Annotated in this window: 18 protein-coding genes and 1 tRNA gene; 10 read left to right on the top strand and 9 right to left on the bottom strand. The window is 55.2% G+C overall.

Annotation, left to right across the window (positions count from 1 at the left end; genetic code table 11):
* Positions 1 to 2 precede the first annotated feature (2 nt).
* Together VHE34_RS07055 and VHE34_RS07060 are read right to left on the bottom strand one after the other, a co-directional pair.
* Positions 3 to 1,373, bottom strand: coding sequence for an APC family permease (locus tag VHE34_RS07055; protein ID WP_325586110.1), 1,371 nt, complete (start codon positions 1,371 to 1,373; stop codon positions 3 to 5).
* Positions 1,370 to 2,668 carry an aminotransferase class V-fold PLP-dependent enzyme gene (locus VHE34_RS07060; RefSeq protein ID WP_325586112.1) on the bottom strand — a complete coding sequence of 433 codons (1,299 nt, stop codon included), beginning with the start codon at positions 2,666 to 2,668 and terminating at the stop codon, positions 1,370 to 1,372. The genes VHE34_RS07055 and VHE34_RS07060 overlap by 4 nt, the downstream gene beginning before the upstream one ends.
* A gap of 56 nt (positions 2,669 to 2,724) precedes the next feature.
* On the opposite strand from VHE34_RS07060, the gene lpxB reads away from it, so the two are divergent.
* Positions 2,725 to 3,948 (top strand): lipid-A-disaccharide synthase, encoded by a 1,224-nt coding sequence (gene lpxB, locus VHE34_RS07065; RefSeq protein ID WP_325586114.1) that lies wholly within the window; start codon positions 2,725 to 2,727, stop codon positions 3,946 to 3,948.
* Positions 3,949 to 4,051: 103 nt separating this feature from the next.
* On the opposite strand, the gene VHE34_RS07070 is transcribed toward lpxB, so the two are convergent.
* The gene (locus VHE34_RS07070) at positions 4,052 to 4,225 is read right to left on the bottom strand and encodes a DUF6728 family protein (RefSeq protein WP_325586116.1); all 174 of its coding nucleotides are present in this window, start codon (positions 4,223 to 4,225) and stop codon (positions 4,052 to 4,054) included.
* Between the two features lie 150 nt (positions 4,226 to 4,375).
* Here VHE34_RS07070 and VHE34_RS07075 point away from each other — a divergent pair.
* Both VHE34_RS07075 and VHE34_RS07080 read left to right on the top strand, forming a co-directional pair.
* A tRNA-Ala gene (locus VHE34_RS07075) sits at positions 4,376 to 4,449 on the top strand.
* A gap of 266 nt (positions 4,450 to 4,715) precedes the next feature.
* On the top strand, positions 4,716 to 4,880 hold the full coding sequence (locus VHE34_RS07080) for a hypothetical protein (RefSeq protein ID WP_325586118.1): 165 nt from the start codon (positions 4,716 to 4,718) through the stop codon (positions 4,878 to 4,880).
* A 2-nt stretch (positions 4,881 to 4,882) separates the two neighbouring features.
* Here VHE34_RS07080 and VHE34_RS07085 read toward each other — a convergent pair whose 3' ends face one another.
* A complete protein-coding gene (locus VHE34_RS07085; RefSeq protein ID WP_325586120.1) occupies positions 4,883 to 6,022 on the bottom strand; it encodes an erythromycin esterase family protein in 1,140 nt (379 codons plus the stop codon).
* Between the two features lie 479 nt (positions 6,023 to 6,501).
* On the opposite strand from VHE34_RS07085, the gene VHE34_RS07090 reads away from it, so the two are divergent.
* Positions 6,502 to 6,900 (top strand): GNAT family N-acetyltransferase, encoded by a 399-nt coding sequence (locus VHE34_RS07090; protein ID WP_325586123.1) that lies wholly within the window; start codon positions 6,502 to 6,504, stop codon positions 6,898 to 6,900.
* 123 nt (positions 6,901 to 7,023) lie between these two features.
* Here the strand turns inward: VHE34_RS07090 and VHE34_RS07095 are convergent, their stop codons facing one another.
* A complete protein-coding gene (locus VHE34_RS07095; RefSeq protein ID WP_325586125.1) occupies positions 7,024 to 7,959 on the bottom strand; it encodes a helix-turn-helix transcriptional regulator in 936 nt (311 codons plus the stop codon).
* A 197-nt stretch (positions 7,960 to 8,156) separates the two neighbouring features.
* Here VHE34_RS07095 and VHE34_RS07100 point away from each other — a divergent pair, with 197 nt between their 5' ends.
* Both VHE34_RS07100 and VHE34_RS07105 read left to right on the top strand, forming a co-directional pair.
* Positions 8,157 to 8,825: an alpha/beta hydrolase gene (locus VHE34_RS07100; RefSeq protein ID WP_325586127.1), complete on the top strand. Its 669-nt coding sequence runs from the start codon at positions 8,157 to 8,159 to the stop codon at positions 8,823 to 8,825.
* Positions 8,826 to 9,363: 538 nt separating this feature from the next.
* Positions 9,364 to 9,813 carry a hypothetical protein gene (locus VHE34_RS07105; RefSeq protein ID WP_325586129.1) on the top strand — a complete coding sequence of 150 codons (450 nt, stop codon included), beginning with the start codon at positions 9,364 to 9,366 and terminating at the stop codon, positions 9,811 to 9,813.
* 122 nt (positions 9,814 to 9,935) lie between these two features.
* Here VHE34_RS07105 and VHE34_RS07110 read toward each other — a convergent pair whose 3' ends face one another.
* The 3 genes from VHE34_RS07110 to VHE34_RS07120 form a co-directional block, all read right to left on the bottom strand.
* Complete coding sequence (locus VHE34_RS07110; protein ID WP_325586131.1) at positions 9,936 to 10,415, bottom strand: nucleoside deaminase; 480 nt, start codon at positions 10,413 to 10,415, stop codon at positions 9,936 to 9,938.
* Entirely contained in the window at positions 10,412 to 10,732 is a 321-nt protein-coding gene (locus VHE34_RS07115; RefSeq protein WP_325586133.1) for a hypothetical protein, read from the bottom strand. Before VHE34_RS07115 ends, VHE34_RS07110 begins: the two co-directional genes overlap by 4 nt.
* A gap of 247 nt (positions 10,733 to 10,979) precedes the next feature.
* Positions 10,980 to 11,762 (bottom strand): RMD1 family protein, encoded by a 783-nt coding sequence (locus VHE34_RS07120; RefSeq protein ID WP_325586135.1) that lies wholly within the window; start codon positions 11,760 to 11,762, stop codon positions 10,980 to 10,982.
* Between the two features lie 101 nt (positions 11,763 to 11,863).
* Between VHE34_RS07120 and VHE34_RS07125 the strand changes: the two genes are divergently transcribed.
* The 4 genes from VHE34_RS07125 (at position 11,864) to VHE34_RS07140 (ending at position 15,054) form a co-directional block, all read left to right on the top strand.
* Positions 11,864 to 12,256, top strand: a complete 393-nt coding sequence (locus tag VHE34_RS07125) for a VOC family protein (RefSeq protein WP_325586137.1) — start codon at positions 11,864 to 11,866, stop codon at positions 12,254 to 12,256.
* 126 nt (positions 12,257 to 12,382) lie between these two features.
* Entirely contained in the window at positions 12,383 to 13,477 is a 1,095-nt protein-coding gene (locus VHE34_RS07130; RefSeq protein ID WP_325586139.1) for a sensor histidine kinase, read from the top strand.
* Positions 13,474 to 14,169 carry a LytTR family DNA-binding domain-containing protein gene (locus VHE34_RS07135; RefSeq protein ID WP_325586141.1) on the top strand — a complete coding sequence of 232 codons (696 nt, stop codon included), beginning with the start codon at positions 13,474 to 13,476 and terminating at the stop codon, positions 14,167 to 14,169. Before VHE34_RS07130 ends, VHE34_RS07135 begins: the two co-directional genes overlap by 4 nt.
* Before the next feature lie 135 nt (positions 14,170 to 14,304).
* On the top strand, positions 14,305 to 15,054 hold the full coding sequence (locus VHE34_RS07140) for an intradiol ring-cleavage dioxygenase (RefSeq protein WP_325586143.1): 750 nt from the start codon (positions 14,305 to 14,307) through the stop codon (positions 15,052 to 15,054).
* A gap of 49 nt (positions 15,055 to 15,103) precedes the next feature.
* Here the strand turns inward: VHE34_RS07140 and VHE34_RS07145 are convergent, their stop codons facing one another.
* Positions 15,104 to 15,712: a FecR family protein gene (locus VHE34_RS07145; RefSeq protein WP_325586145.1), complete on the bottom strand. Its 609-nt coding sequence runs from the start codon at positions 15,710 to 15,712 to the stop codon at positions 15,104 to 15,106.
* Position 15,713: the final 1 nt, after the last annotated feature.

A 15,713-nucleotide genomic window follows, 5' to 3' on the forward strand; every position in this document is an offset into this window, starting at 1 on the left:
AACTACACTATTTTCTCTTTAGCAATCGCGAACCAGCGGTTCCGCGCAACAAAAAACACGATGACCCCACAGGCCACCAGCAGTAAACCCACCAATGCCGTTTTCCCCGTGGACAACCACACGAACAGCCAGATAATTATCGAAAGGATCACCGGCAACGGATAGAACCACATCCGGAAGGGCAGTTTGGCCGTACCATTCCTTCGCCGGAGAAGAACCACGCCGACCGCCTGGGCTACAAACTGGACAAGGATCCGCATCGCAAGGATCGCATTGATCACATCCTCCAGTTTCAACAACAGGCTCCAGATAAATCCCAATCCCGCAACAAACAGCAGGGAAACATAGGGGAAATCCTTGCGGGGATGCAGCCGGGCAAACCAGGGGAAGAAATTTCCATCCGCCGCCGCCGCATAAGGCACCCGCGAATAGCCAAGAATAACCGCGAACAGCGAAGCAAACGCCACCCATAACACCAACACGGTCGCCACCTGCGCCGTGCGCGAGCCATATATCTTCTCCATGAAAAGGCTGATGGTATATTTCGAATGCTGGGCTTCCTGCCAGGGGATAACCCCGACGACGCTGAAGTTCATGGCCAAATAAAGGATGGCAATCCCAACAATAGAAATAAAAATGCTTCGGGGAATATTCTTCGCCGGATTTCGGATCTCCCCTCCGAGGTGGCAGACATTGTAGTAGCCCAGAAAGCTGTAGATCGTCTTCACGGAAGCATGCCCTACCAACGCCAGGAATGCCCAGCTGACCATCGTTTGCCCTTTCTCCGGCCACGGGGAATAGGCGACCTGGCGATGCGTAAAGCCGCTGATAATGATCCACAAAAGGATAATGATCACCCCAGCCCATAGAAATACCGCCATCTTGCCGATCGTCCGGATATTCCGGTACAGCAGGACCGTGATAAAGATCACAACGAGCCCGGAAAGCGCCTTTTCCTCCCACCAGTTCATGGGGACCAGGTAATGGGCATATTGCGCAAACCCGATCGCCGCCGAAGCTACCACCAGCGAGGATTGCAGACAGGTCTGCCAGACGAAGAGAAAGGACATCAGGGGGCCTCCCTTCTTGCCATAAGCTTCTTTGAGGAAATTGTAACTGCCGCCGGCCAGCGGATAGGCCGCGCCCAGTTCGCTCCAGATCATCCCGTCCACAAATGCGGTAAAGGCCCCGAAAACCCAGGCCCAGATAAACAGGTTGCTGCCAACGGCTTGAATGACCAAATAGAGACTGACAAAAGGCCCGATCCCAACCATATCGATCATATTGATCGAGGTGGCCTGTAAAAGACTTATTTCGCGCTTCAGCTCGTGTACCGCCTGCGGGGGCCGCTTCCCGGTTGTCTTTTCCCTCATGCCTTGCCGTACTCCCTTAGCGCGGTGATCAGCCGGTCGAGCTCTCTGGTCGTCGTATAGACGTTCGGAGTGATTCGCACCCCATGAACGTTCTCCCAATTGATAGTCGTCACGTGGATCTTATAGTTGTTAAAAAGAAAGGCTTCGAGCTCTCCCCTACCTGCCTTTGCCTCAAATCCCGCCACCCCGATAGCGCACCCGAACCCCGGTTTCAGCGAAGTATAGAACTTTATCCCAGGAACATCCTTCACCGCTTCCATCCAATAGTTCTTCAGATAGAACAGCCGCTTCTCCTTCCGTTCCGGGCCGATCATTTCATGGAACTCGATCGCCTTTCCGATGGCCTGTTCGATAAAGAAGGGTCGCGTGCCCAGGTTCTCGAACTTCCGGATATTATCGGCTCTGGCATCCGGCGCCGCGAACAGTGGATACAAGTCCGCCTGCTTCTCTTTTCGGACATAGAGCATACCTGTCCCGATGCAGGCCGCCAGCCATTTGTGCAGGCTGGTCCCGAAATAGTCGGCGCCGAGCGAAGGGATCGTATACTCGAAATGCATGAAGCTGTGCGCTCCGTCGACCAGCACATCGATCCCCCGCTGATGCGCAGCGTCGGCGATTAGCCGCGCCGGTACTATCTGCCCCGTCCAGTTATAGACATGCGTCACATGCACCACCTTCGTCTTCGCCGTAAAGGCCCGGATGTATTGCGCGGCCATGTACTCGTTGTCCTCGCTCGGCAGGTTCAGGTCCACCCAAACCAGCTTGATCCCATCCCGCAGTTCGCGTTGCTTCCAGGCGTTGATACAGTTGGGATAATCGAACCTACAGACCACCACTTCGTCCCCCGCCTTCAACGGGAGGCCAAAGATAACAGTTTCCAGCGCTTCCGACGCGTTCCGCTGGATCGCCACCTCTTCGGCCGGGCAGCCCGAGATCCGTGCGAGCTCCTTACGCAACGGCTCTCGCCCCTGGTCGAGGATACGCCACATGTAATAGCTGGGACCGCCTTCGGAGAGGTCGAAATTATGCTTCATCGCGTCCTGCACCACCTTGGGCGAGGGCGATACGCCGCCGTTGTTGAGGTTGATGATTTCGGGGTTAACCGTAAACGCCTGTTGAATGGACGTCCAGAAGACCTCGTCGCCCGCCAGTTGTTCCGGCGCCCGATGCGTTGCTCCAAGCAGCGCCTTGTCTAGGTTCCGGCTCCAGGCCGGCTTGGCCAATCCCGCCAGGAAGGCGGTGGCAGAAAAGGTTCCAAGCGTATCCAGGAACCGTCGGCGATTATAAGCAGTCATACAGTGCGTAGTAGGTTTGGTATACAAGGTAACAAAAAAAAGTATCTTTGCCGGGCATGAAGTATTACATCATTGCCGGTGAAGCCTCTGGCGACCTCCATGGCAGTAATCTCATAAAACAACTCAAGGAACAGGATACACAGGCCGACTTCCGCTGCTGGGGCGGCGACCTTATGCAGGCGGCTGGGGGCCACATCGTCAAGCACTACAAAGACCTCGCCTTTATGGGCTTTGTCGAAGTGCTGACCAACCTCCGCACCATCTTCCACAACCTCGACTACTGCAAGCAGGATATCCTCGAATACCGGCCCGACGCCCTGATCCTCATCGACTACCCCGGCTTCAACCTGCGCATCGCCAAATGGGCGCACGCACAACGCCAGGCCGCCGCCAAACACTTCGCCACAACGCCTGCCCGGGATTCTTCCGCACCCGCCAAAAATCCCCCCCTCCCCGGCGCGCAGGCCACCTCCCACTTGCGCATCATCTATTACATCTCCCCACAGGTCTGGGCCTGGAAAGAGAACCGCGTCAAACAGATCCGTGCCACCGTCGACAAAATGCTGGTGATCCTCCCCTTCGAAAAGGAGTTCTACAAAAAATGGAACTATGAAGTAGAATACGTCGGCCACCCCCTCGTAGAAGTCATCGACGGCTATCACGCCCCTGCCGGCGCGATCCCCGCCTTCGAAAAGCCCATCGTCGCCCTGCTACCCGGCAGCCGCAAACAGGAGATCCTGAAAAAGCTGCCCGTCATGCTTGAGGTCAGTAAGGCGTTTCCCGGCTATCAGTTCGTCGTTGCACAGGCCCCCGGCCAGGAACAGTCGTTCTACAACCACCTGCTCGCTCCCTATCCCGATGTCGCAGCGGTCAGCAACCAAACCTATCCCCTTCTCCAAAAAGCATCCGCCGCCTGCGTAACGTCCGGCACCGCGACCCTCGAAACCGCCCTCTTCGGCGTCCCCGAAGTAGTCTGCTACAAGGGAAGCCCCATCTCGTACCACATCGCTCGAAGGCTGATCAAGGTTAGGTACATCTCCCTCGTAAATCTCATAATGGATAAACCCCTCGTCAAAGAGCTCATCCAGGACGACCTCACCCCCGCCAACCTCCGCCGCGAGCTCGAATCGATCCTCAACAACCCCGACCGCCGCCGCCAGCTCGCCCAGGATTACCAATCACTCAAAACCCTCCTCAGCCAGGGCGGCCACGCCTCCGCCAACGCCGCCCGCAGCATCCTCACCTACCTCCGCGCCCAACCCGCCGCACCCGGCAAATAGCGCTCCGCATAACCACCAAAGGCCCATAACACAACCCTTCACCCCGCGCAAGCCGCCCCCGGGCAGCCTTCGCCGCCTCAAGCACCGCCGCCCCCGGCCACCCCTAAAGTCTCCTGAAAAAAAAGATCCGCAGGATCAGAAAAATGATCCCCACAAGGAACATAAAAATGGAGATCCGGTTGATCCCATGCATATACCGCATCCATTGCGTATTCGGCGCATCCGGATCCCGCTTCTTGATATAAAAGTATTCCGCGATCTGTCTCCAAACTCCCATAATTCGCTGTATTACCACCCAAAGATAAATAACACCCCCCATTTTGGATTGTTTGACCAAAAATCCTCTATATTTGCACTCCCAATTTCAGCCGGTCTACGCCGGCCGATTGGCCCGGGCCGCACTAAAGCGATCCACCCAAAATAACCAGGGGAATTAGCTCAGTTGGCTAGAGCGCTTGCATGGCATGCAAGAGGTCGTCGGTTCGACTCCGATATTCTCCACTCACGATCAATGCTTTACAACTCCAAAATGTAAAGCATTTTTTATCCGCATCCTCACCTGAAAGTTATCAAAGTTTGCTCGGATCACCATCATTCAGTGGCTCAAATTCGGACTCATTGATAATCCACTCTCACGACATGATCGTTGACCCTACCCGTAATATACAACCCTCCTCGGCCTCTCAGGGCACATCGCCCTGACCACCATCGTCAAGCCGGAGGAAAAAAGGAATATCCTCCCCTATCTGATCCGGCATTTGAAATTCTTGCACCTCGCAAAAAAGATCAGCATCACTTTCTGCGACGAAAACCTCGACGAATACGAGATCGACATTTTTACGAACTCTCTCCAAAACAAAAAAGTCTTCAACTCCATCGTCGATCACGCCAACAAATGCGGTAATCTAAAGATCAGGCAGTACGCCTGCTGATCCTACTTCCCCGTTCGTTCGACAGGATACAACCTGGCAATAAAGAACAACCCGTCAAAGACTTCAGGCCATACCCCCTTCGCAGGCTGAAAATCACTCAGTGTCCCATCCTGCGGCTTGCGCAACGCACCCGATGCCTTATGGTAATCCAGGAAAGCATAGGTATTCCCCGCAGCCGCCAAAGTACCTTCAATGGAGGTAGCCGGCCGCGGCGCAACCGTCACGGTCTGATCGTTCACATAGTTCATATAGGTTCCCTCCGATCCCGAAAAACCGATACAATAGGCTCTACTGCCAAAGGTCCGATGGATCGCGGCGCCCATCGGAACAAAAGCATCCGCTGGATTAGCCGGCGCCCGCCCGTCGCCCAACGATCCCATTCCCTTCGCAATATGTCCATTATGCGCCCAGACGATGATCTTCTTCCCCGGGTAAGCCTTCTCCGCCAACCAGGTAAGGTTCTTCGCCATCTGCGCATCCCTGACACTTACCTCGTTACCCTGCACCATCCCCCAATACCGGGTCGTCTGTGACTCGATACTGTTCACCACCTGATACCAAAACCCCGCACTGCTCGTCAGCGAGTCCGTCACCCGGCTGCCATCATCCAACAGCTTTTGCAGCTCGGTCAGTTTGCGAAAAAATCGCGCCTGCTCCTCTATTCCTGGCCGGTAATCCCGGGAACCAAAGGTCGCAACGCTCACCCGGCGAAACAGCTCCCACTCCTCGTCGACCGCCGATGGCGACGCCTTGCGCAAAAAGCGCTCGAAGTCATCGAACAGCTGCGTCTTCGCCTTCACGCCCGTATGCTGGCTCTCAAACCCCGTCAACACAAGCGGATGCGCCGCATGAAGATCCCCCTGCACGTAGTCAAACAACGGCCCCATCTGAACACTCGTCGCATACATATAGAAAAGACTGCCTATCACCTCCTGCGACAATGTCCCGCCCTGCTGCACATTCTCCCATATCCGCGCACAATCATAAAGGCCGCTCTCGAACGCCAGCACATCAAAACCCATCTTCTCATGCAGGAACTTGATCAACCGGACCTTCGCCGAAAAGGTCGAACCCTCTCCGTGCGTCTGCTCCCCAAGCAGTACGATCCGCGCATTGCCGACTGCAGCCCGAAGGCCAGTCATATCTGAAAAATCAGTATCACTGGGCTCTATCGATCGCACCGTCGACAAACAGCCCTTGAGGCTCGCCCCCAGGTCCTGGGCTGATCCCGCCAACCAGGATAAACAAAATGCAAAAAAGAAAAAGAAAACCCGTTGCATAAAAGATGATTTCTGCAACGAAGCAAGCAACTCCGCCCGAGTCCGCCAAGCCTCCAATTGCTAATATTTAGTTAAGACCCCCACCGCACACGCCGTATCGCACGTCATCGCCGTCGAAATAAAGCCCCCCAACACGCCGCCGCTAAACAAAGCCGCGCGACACACCCCTGGACTACCCCCAATCTCAGATCTGGCCGCCCCACTCCATCTCCGAACATCGTACCTTCAAACCCGCAAAGCAGAGCGCCCCAAAATCAAACACCCCGAAAACAGAACACCCAAAAAACAGAACACCCAAAAAACAGAACACCGCGAAACAAAACACCCGCCAAAGCAACACCATGAACATCCATTACAAAACGGGCCTCATCCCCGCCACCGCCGAGATCATCGAAGTCTACAACAGCTCCGGCCTTAACCGGCCCACAACCGACCCAAGACGCATCGCCGGCATGTACGCCAACTCCAACCTGGTCGTCACCGCCTGGGACGGCGATCTCCTCGTCGGCGTCTCCCGATCGCTCACCGACTTCCACTACTGCTGTTATCTCTCCGACCTGGCCATCCGCAAGGAGTATCAAAAACAAGGCATCGGCCAGGAACTCGTCCGCCTGACAAAGGAAGCCATCGGCCCCTCGTCGATGCTTCTCCTGCTCGCCGCACCATCGGCAATGGAGTATTACCCCAAAATAGGAATGGACAAACTCGACAACGCCTTTATGATAAAAAGAGAACGATGATCAATAGCTTTACCCGACAATTGCTAACATAAAGATCTCCCGTATGACCGCATTTAACGTCTACCTGAATTTCCCCGGTACCAGCGAAGAAGCCCTCTCGCCAGGCGCGACCATCACCACGCCCTACCCCCTCACCACCTGCCGCCGGTAATCCGCCGGCGAACACCCCGTCTGCTTTTTAAAGAACGCACTAAAATGCGTCGACTCCCCAAAACCCAGCGTATACGCCACCTCCTTGATCGCCACCGCCGGCTGCCCCAACAATGATTTCGCCTCCGAAACCGTCTTCTCCGCGATCCAGGTCGTGATCGGTTTACCCGTCTTACTCTTGATCACATTGTTCAGATAGCTGGGATGCAGGCTCTGCAACGCCGCATACTCGCTCGCCCGCAAAACCTTATCCGCCTTCCCATGCACCAGGTCCCGGAAATTCTTCTCCAGGTCCCGCTTGAACGACTTCACGATCTCGCTACCACGATTCCCCTCGGAGATGGGATTATAGTCAGCCCAGAACCGGGCCTTGATCTTCAACAACATCACCACAAACAGGCTCCCGACTATCTTATTTTTGAAATGCGACTCCCCCCGCTGTTCGGAATGGATCAACATATACAGTTGTTCGAACTCGAGAAAAGCCTCCGGAGACAACCGCAACGGCCGGATCGTTTCGGTCAGCAGGAAAGGAAACTCCGAGTAAATATCCGGATGCACATTTTCTTTCAGAAAAGATTCATTGAAAGTAATAAGCCAGGCCTCGCCGATCTCCTGCCATCCAAAGGTCCGGTATACCCCCGGGTTCGTAAAATAGATAGTACCCGGTTCAAGATCGAATGCCATCTCATCAATCGTATACCTCCCCCGCGCATCCTTCACAAACAGGAAATTGAAAAAGTTCGGCCGGTAGCTCGGCGATGTGTAGGGCAGTTCACCCCTGAGCAGGTCCCGCACGTTATGGATCGTAAAAGCATCCGCAGCGTCGAGCAGGTCCAGCGGAAGACCCAGCGATCGGTAAAGTTCATACAAAGTCTCGGGAATGAGATCGGCAGATCGGGGGCTCATATCCAAAAATACCATAAAAGCAGTAATTTATCCTACCCCAACAATTGCCTTGGCAACTGCCTTTGTTGCATATATTATCAACAAATGCAACAACCAACACCCTTACAAAGACCTCGCCTCTGAACCCGCAAAAAATTCCCCGCGCAGCCGCCCTTCTCCCGGTAAATCGTAAATTACAGTCATTAAATTCCGCAACTGTGAAAGTCTATTTCACCTCAGGCATCGGCGCCGACTACCGGCTCTTCACCCATCTCCGTCTGCCCGAAGGATTCGAAGCCGTCCATATTGATTGGATAGACCCACTCCCCAACGAATCCCTCCCCGACTACGCCGTACGCCTTAGCAAAAAGATCGACACCAGCCAACCCTTCGCCCTCATCGGCCTCTCCCTCGGCGGCATCATGTCCGTCGAAATGGCCAAACGCCTGCAGCCCCAATGCACCATCATTATAAGCAGTGTCCCCGTGTCCGCCCATCTCCCCCGTTATTATCGCGTAGCCGGCCAGCTGGGCCTGGGCAAATGGGTGCCCGCTTCCCTGCTAAAGGCCGCAACCTCCGTTAAACACGGCCTGATGATGCGCCCCGCCGCCAATCGCCGGCTCATGATGGACGTTATCCGCTCCGGCGACGACCGGTTCATCCGCTGGGCCCTCAACGCCGTACTCGAATGGAACAACGCGGAGATCCCCCAGCCCCTCTTCCATCTTCACGGCACCCGCGACGAGGTCTTCCCCATCGGGCTGACAAAGCCCACCCATATCATTAAGAAGGCCGGCCACATGTTCCTCCTCGAGCGCGCCGACACCACCAACCGCATCCTCCGCGAGATCCTCCTCCCGTTCGCCCCCACCTTAACACTCCCCTAACTCCATCCATCCCAAACCGGACACCCGTCCGATCAAAACCGGACACTCCAGGCCAACCCAAAAACCATAACGATATGATTATCAAGTGAACCATTTTATGGCACCGCTCTGGCATTGCCATAAACGCCCGCGGCAGCCACCAATAAGGCTCCAAAAGGCAAAAAAACAGATCATGGAAACGCAAAAAACAATAGTTCAAACCCAGGCCCGCCTCACCAGCCAGCCAATCCCGGTCAACCCCGGCCAAGCCGCCCGCCCCGTAGCCCAGGATATCGCTGAAACCACCCCCACCCGTCGCCGCCGCAACCCTTCATCCAGCAATTCCAACCGCTTAACCCAGTATTTGGCCTTTCACGGTACTATGTATTGTAAAGTACCTTCCAATGATATTATCTTTGTTATGCAAGCCGGTCGGAAAGGCGACAACGAAAACAGAAAAGCAGCTCAGAAAGGCGACGAAGAAAACAGAAAAGCAATTCAGAACGGCAAAGCAAAAAACAAAAGCAACCAATTTTTTCAAATTATAAAACCTAAGTATATGTCACTCTCAATCAAAACATTCGCCCTGGTAGCCATGCTCCTCACAGCCAGCAGCACCTTCGCTACCCCCACCGACGACAGCAACGAAGCTGTAAAAGTCGCCTTCCACAAAGACTTCAAAAAAGCCGAACTGACAGCTACCGAAGTCAAGGCCACCTTCACCAAGCTGACCTTCAAACTCAACGGTGTCGTCATGTTCGCCTTCTACTCCGACAACGGCCAGTTACTCGCCGTCACCCGGAACATCACCTCCAACCAACTGCCCATCCAACTGCTCCTGGAAGTGAAGAAGAATTACGCCGATTACTGGATTAGCGATCTGTTTGAACTCACCGGCGACGGCGCCAGCAACTACTACATCACCCTCGAAAACGCCGACCAGCGTGTCACCCTCCGCTCCAACGGCAGCGACTCCTGGGAAACCTACGAAAAGAAAAGCAAAGAATAACAGTTAACCTACGAATAAGCACCCCTGGACCCCGCCCCGGCGGGGTCTTTTATTGTCAGGGAAATCGAACGTCAGGGCAGCCGGCTGCCAAGGGACCCGAAAGTCAATAATAAAGTCGAATATCAATAAAGCCGCCGGTTCCCCTTCTCCCGCCATAATCCAAACAACTCCCCGGCCCCAGCCACTGGCTGATGCTCAAACGGAATTCTCCGCTCCCCATCCCCCAAACCGATCTCCTCATAAATAAAGGCATCGTCAAACCCCGCCGCCGCTGCCTCATGCCGCGTCGCCGCATACACCACCCGCTTCGGCCGTGCCCAATACAACGCCCCAAGACACATCGGGCAAGGTTCACAGGAAGTATATACCACGCAATCCGTCAGTTGAAAATCCCCCAGCCGCCGGCAGGCATCCCGGATCGCAACGATCTCCGCATGCGCCGTCGGATCGTTGGTTGACGTCACGCCGTTACAACCCCTCCCAACCACCACGCCGTCTCGCACGATCACACACCCAAAAGGCCCTCCCTTCCCGTTCTCAACCCCCTCCACCGCCAGCTTGATCGCCTGCCGCAAAAACAAAACATCCGTATCAGTTATCATGACAACAAAGTTATAGTAATCCACTCTTCATCTTCACCAACATCTCCAACCCAAACCCACTGATCAGCAACCGCTCCTTCCGGTTCCCCAACAACCGCTGCGTCCAATTCGATCATATCGGTAACGGCCGGTCGTACAAGCCGGTTACCGCAATACTGCCTTAACAATTCCGCCGGCTTCATCCGCTCCGTTCTACGTTCGTACACCGCCAATAGCAGCGAACCAAGCTCACTACCCGATAAACGCTCCGCCAACAACCCAACGATGTCGGCTACCCCAGTCTTTTTCTCAATGCCGTTGATCACACTTGCATTCATAAAAGAGAATAAAAAATTGACCAAATTGTCGCCACGATGAGGAAATAGCTCAACAATTGTCGAAGGAATTCCTCACTTTTTTGCGCGCAAAAATGACTCCCCCGCTTTAGAATGAATCTGGACTACATTTTGCTCTACTGTTTAGGCTTTTAATAGGATATTGGATTTTAGCAACGGCCTGGATTTCCATCTGGGCTTCTTTTTTTTCTGAGGCGCCCTTCGGGACGCCTTTCGTCAAAATGTAGGGCTATACCTTAAAGATCTTATCGATCAGAAGATTCAACACCTCCAAAAACACCAGCGCGATAATGATCCATTCGAGAAAAGTACTGTTCCGGTATTGCAGCAGATCCTTGAACAGCTCCAGGTTCTCCTTCACGATTTCCAACCCCTCACGGATATCCCGGTACCGCTCCTGCAGATCGAAGGTCCGCTTCAGCCCCAGGTCGATCCGGTTCAGGTTCTCATCCTCCCAGGCCTCCGGCGGCGAATCGAAAATGTAAAGGTTCTCCGAGATCCGGTTCTTCAGGTTCAGCGTCTTGCCGATATACATCTTCAGGGACTGGCCCGAGATCGCCAGCCGCCCACGCCGCTCCAGGCTCTGCGTATGACTATTGGTTTCTTCCAACAGCAGATTCGAAAGTTGAGAATAATAATCCAGGGACACCGATTGACTGACATTCAGCATGATCAATCTCAACACCTCGATATCCGGCGAGACGATCTCGATCTTATTATAACCGAATTTGTATTCCTTCGCATTCGTCTCCACCTCGAACTCCTCGCTCAGCTTCAACTCGAATACATTTTTGCAAAACGGCGCGATCCGCCCCAGGAACGCATCCCGCTCCGACTCGCTGTAGTTCAGAAAACAGACCACCCCATATTTGAAAACATAAACAAAGGAAAGCTCCCCCGTCTTATAGAACAGTTCGTCCGCGTCATAGTGATAGATACCCTCCTTATAGCTTGATCGAAAGCCTTTTACATCAATACTATCCGCTATCTGGTAAGACACGACGTGTAACATAGCCATTCAAGTTAAGCCATTTGACACCCCCAAAATAAAATACTAAACAACTTGTCGGTAAAACTAAAATTATTAGTACATTAGGGCAAAAAATAACCACCATGGAATCCCTCACTCCCAACCTCTTCGTCAAAGACATCAACGCCACCCTCGACTTTTACAGCCGCCTCGGCTTCCAGCTCGCAATGTCCGTCCCCGAACAAGGCGAAAGGCGTCCAAACGGTCCTCTCGTCTGGGCAATGATGACCAATGGAAAGGTCACGATAATGTTTCAAACCATCGAAAGCCTCGGCGATACACTCCCCGCCATCCATCGCACCGACGGCGGGTCCCTGCTGCTGTATATAAATCTGACGGATATCCGCAGCTTCTTTGAGTCGATAAAGGACAAAGTCACCGTTCTCAAGGGCCTCGAAAGGACCTTCTACGGCGCCACCGAATTCTCCATCCTTGACAACAACAATTACGTCCTCACCTTCGCCGAACACGAATAGCCGTCAGAAGCGGTCAGCGGCAAGCAGCAAGTCGCGATCCCGGCCCCAACCAACGCATCATCCACTATCCCCACGCACAGCCGGCCCCCTCGTCACGGTCCCCGCAAAATCCCCTAGCTTTACGGCATGACAGGCCGGATACACCCCCTATTGCTCCACCTCGCAGGATGCGTACTCTTCCTGTCCCTGCCCATCCTCCTCTCCCCTGAATCCCTCACCCTCCGTGCCTACCTGACCAATCCCCCGACCCAGCGCGATCTCATTATCTATATCCTCGTCCTCGCTATTTTTTACGCCAACTATTTCTTCCTCATCCCCAAATATTACTTTCCCCGCAAATACGCCCCCTTCATCTTCCTCAACACCCTCTGCTTCTCCCTCCTCATCCTCATACCCCTCGTCCTCATCCCTCATCCCACCCCCCGATACCTTCGCTTCATCCCTCCACCCCAGAACACCTCCCCCGGTCCCTCCAATCCGCCCAACCCCACCACCTTCACCAACCCACCCCCAAATCCCCCAGGCAGCCTCCAACCCTATCGTTTTCGCGACCTCAGTCAGCATCTCTTCCTCTTCCTCGTCGTCCTCTTCCTCGCCCTGTTGCTGAAAATCCGCGACCGCCTCAGACGGGCCGAAGAAGAAAAGCTCCACGCCGAACTGGCTTACCTGAAAGCCCAGATCAACCCCCACTTCCTCTTCAATATCCTCAACAGCATCTACGCCCTCGCCCTCGAACGCTCCGAACGCACGGCCGGCGCCGTCGTCAAACTCTCCTCGATGATGCGCTACGTCCTCCTCGAAGCCGGCCGTGATCGCGTCCCCCTCGAACAGGAACTCGCCTATCTCACCGGCTACACCCTCCTCCAGCAAACCCGCTTCGAAGACGCCCTCGACCTCGACTTCTCCGTCACCGGCCGGCCCGACGGCAAAACCATCGCCCCCCTTCTCCTCATCCCCTTCGTAGAGAACGCATTTAAACACGGCGTCAACCCCGAACAACCCTCCGCCATTCTCATCCGTATTGACATCGGGGCATCGGAGATCCGCCTGCACGTCGCCAATAAGAAAGTAGTCGCCAAAACACTGCCCTCCGCCCCGGCAGGACTCGGCATCGACAACACCCGGCAACGCCTCGGCATCCTCTACCCCGGAAGACATACCCTCTCCATCACCGATGGAGCAGATGATTTCGATGTTTTGCTAACTTTACGCCTGACATGATCAAAGCCATCGCCATAGATGACGAAGCACCGGCCCTGAAAGTGATCGGGAATTTTTGCGCCCGGACAAACACCATTCAGCTGCAACACACCTTCCGCAGACCCGCAGAAGCCCTCGGCTTTCTGCGCCAGAACCCCGTCGACCTCGTCTTCCTCGACATCCAGATGCCTTCCCAGTCCGGCCTCGAGCTCTACAAGACCATCGGCCCCCACACCCTCGCCATCTTCACCACCGCCCACAGCGAATATGCCGTCGAAGGATTCAACCTCAATGCCGTCGATTATCTCTTAAAGCCTTTCACCCTCGAACGCTTCCAGCAGGCCGTCGCCAAAGCCGCCGAATACCTCGCCCTCCGCAACGTCCGGCAACAGGGACAATTCGCCGAAGCCCTCCTCATCCGCGCCGACTACAGCCTCGTCCGCATCGACACCGCCGACATCCTCTTCGTCGAGGCCGCTGACGACTATCTCAAGATCCACCGCGAGAACAAACCCCCGCTCACCGTCCGCATGACCATGAAAAGCATCGGCGCCATGCTTCCTCCCAACACCTTCATGCGCATCCACCGCTCCTACATCGTCGCCCTCCGCCGCATCGACAACGTCCGCAACAAGCTCGTCTCCGTCAACGGCCGCGACCTCCCCATCGGAACCAACTACGAAGCCGCCTTCCTCAAACAATTCGGCCGTTAGCCACAGCCAACAAAGCCACCGCTCAGCCTAGCCGCACGGCCCCTTTCACCTCAACATTCCTGCCATTCGCCTCATCCAGGGTGTTAAGACGGCAACTCGCCGCAGCAAGCCCCCGTAACCTAAAAAAACGATACCATGGAACAAAACACCCGTGCAAAATTCTTAAAAGGCCTCCTCATCGGCGCCACCTCCATCCCCGTCCTCATCGAAGCCTGCAGCAAAAGCAGCGGCAGCTCGGGCAGCAGCAGCTCCACCACCAGCGGAAGCGACAGCACCTACACCGGCGCCGGCAGCGGCACCTGCGCCGCCTCCCCCACCGAAACGGCCGGCCCATATCCCTATGACCTCAGCAGCAACTCGGCCATCTTCCGCACCGACATCACCGAAGGGAAAACCGGCATCCCTCTCAGTCTCACCCTCACCATCGTCAACTCCAATAACAACTGCGCCGTCATCTCCGGAGCCCGCGTCGATATCTGGCACTGCGACAAGGACGGCTATTATTCCGAATACAGCGAACCCGGCTACCTCGGCACCCAGGACAACACCGGCAAGACCTTCCTCCGCGGCATCCAGCTCAGCGACACGAACGGCCAGGTAAAATTCACCACCATCTATCCCGGCTGGTACACCGGCCGCGTCACCCATATCCACGTCGAAGTATTCGTCAACTCGGTGCTCAAGCTCACCACCCAGCTGGCCTTCCCCGACAGCCTGAACACAACCGTCTACAAGACCTCCCTCTACTCGGCCCACGGACAGAATAGCATTACCAATACCGCCGACGGCATCATGAAAGACTCCTACACAAGCGAACTCCTCACCATCAGCGGCAATACGACCGACGGCTACACCGCCACCTTCAAAGTGGGAGTGCCCCTCTAAAACAACGGCCCGGCCCCTTCGGGGCCGGGCCGTAAAAACATCCCAGTCGTCAGTTACCAACCTTTTCTTTCACCTTGTCCAGCTCAGCAGGACTGAGCTTCTCTTTTTCCATGAGGTCGATATCCCGGTTGATCATCACCATCTCCCCACCACCCAGCTCTTCCACCTCATTGTCGGTGTCGGAATGATACGACTTCCGGACCCGCAGTCGCCCCTCCAACAAATCCGTCTCCTCCCCCGGACGCGCCCGGTTGGCGTCGACATGAAAACGCGCCCCGCCTTGCAACACTTCGATCACCAGGTCACGCGTATGAACCACGAACGGCGGTCCCGCCGCCCCCGAGACCTCGATCATCACCTCGCCGTCCACATCCAGGTCCCGGTTATCCCTTCCAAAACCCTTCGCCGTAGCCACCGTCGTGTTCGGCAGAACAAGCACCGTGCTGCCGTCGGAAAGCCGGAAACTGCGGGGATACCCCGCCCCGACATGATAATTGGCCCCTTCCCCAAGCACCCGCTCAGACTTCCCATGACAGCCCGACAACGCCAACGCCGCCGCAAAACAGCACGCCGCAAAACAGAAAGCCCCAGAACAGAACCCCCCAGAACAGAAACCCCCAGAACAGAAAGCCGCAAAACAGCACTTCAGATACTTCATA

The sequence above is a fragment of the Puia sp. genome, assembly GCF_035546395.1.
Classification (GTDB): domain Bacteria; phylum Bacteroidota; class Bacteroidia; order Chitinophagales; family Chitinophagaceae; genus Puia.

What these genes read in the sequence shown, in the direction of transcription:
- VHE34_RS07055 (WP_325586110.1), bottom strand. Translation starts at nt 1,373, where the DNA reads ATGAGGGAAAAGACAACCGGGAAGCGGCCCCCGCAGGCGGTACACGAG.
- VHE34_RS07060 (WP_325586112.1), bottom strand. Translation starts at nt 2,668, where the DNA reads ATGACTGCTTATAATCGCCGACGGTTCCTGGATACGCTTGGAACCTTT.
- lpxB (WP_325586114.1), top strand. Translation starts at nt 2,725, where the DNA reads ATGAAGTATTACATCATTGCCGGTGAAGCCTCTGGCGACCTCCATGGC.
- VHE34_RS07070 (WP_325586116.1), bottom strand. Translation starts at nt 4,225, where the DNA reads ATGGGAGTTTGGAGACAGATCGCGGAATACTTTTATATCAAGAAGCGG.
- VHE34_RS07085 (WP_325586120.1), bottom strand. Translation starts at nt 6,022, where the DNA reads ATGACTGGCCTTCGGGCTGCAGTCGGCAATGCGCGGATCGTACTGCTT.
- VHE34_RS07090 (WP_325586123.1), top strand. Translation starts at nt 6,502, where the DNA reads ATGAACATCCATTACAAAACGGGCCTCATCCCCGCCACCGCCGAGATC.
- VHE34_RS07095 (WP_325586125.1), bottom strand. Translation starts at nt 7,959, where the DNA reads ATGAGCCCCCGATCTGCCGATCTCATTCCCGAGACTTTGTATGAACTT.
- VHE34_RS07105 (WP_325586129.1), top strand. Translation starts at nt 9,364, where the DNA reads ATGTCACTCTCAATCAAAACATTCGCCCTGGTAGCCATGCTCCTCACA.
- VHE34_RS07110 (WP_325586131.1), bottom strand. Translation starts at nt 10,415, where the DNA reads ATGATAACTGATACGGATGTTTTGTTTTTGCGGCAGGCGATCAAGCTG.
- VHE34_RS07115 (WP_325586133.1), bottom strand. Translation starts at nt 10,732, where the DNA reads ATGAATGCAAGTGTGATCAACGGCATTGAGAAAAAGACTGGGGTAGCC.
- VHE34_RS07120 (WP_325586135.1), bottom strand. Translation starts at nt 11,762, where the DNA reads ATGTTACACGTCGTGTCTTACCAGATAGCGGATAGTATTGATGTAAAA.
- VHE34_RS07125 (WP_325586137.1), top strand. Translation starts at nt 11,864, where the DNA reads ATGGAATCCCTCACTCCCAACCTCTTCGTCAAAGACATCAACGCCACC.
- VHE34_RS07130 (WP_325586139.1), top strand. Translation starts at nt 12,383, where the DNA reads ATGACAGGCCGGATACACCCCCTATTGCTCCACCTCGCAGGATGCGTA.
- VHE34_RS07135 (WP_325586141.1), top strand. Translation starts at nt 13,474, where the DNA reads ATGATCAAAGCCATCGCCATAGATGACGAAGCACCGGCCCTGAAAGTG.
- VHE34_RS07140 (WP_325586143.1), top strand. Translation starts at nt 14,305, where the DNA reads ATGGAACAAAACACCCGTGCAAAATTCTTAAAAGGCCTCCTCATCGGC.
- VHE34_RS07145 (WP_325586145.1), bottom strand. Translation starts at nt 15,712, where the DNA reads ATGAAGTATCTGAAGTGCTGTTTTGCGGCTTTCTGTTCTGGGGGTTTC.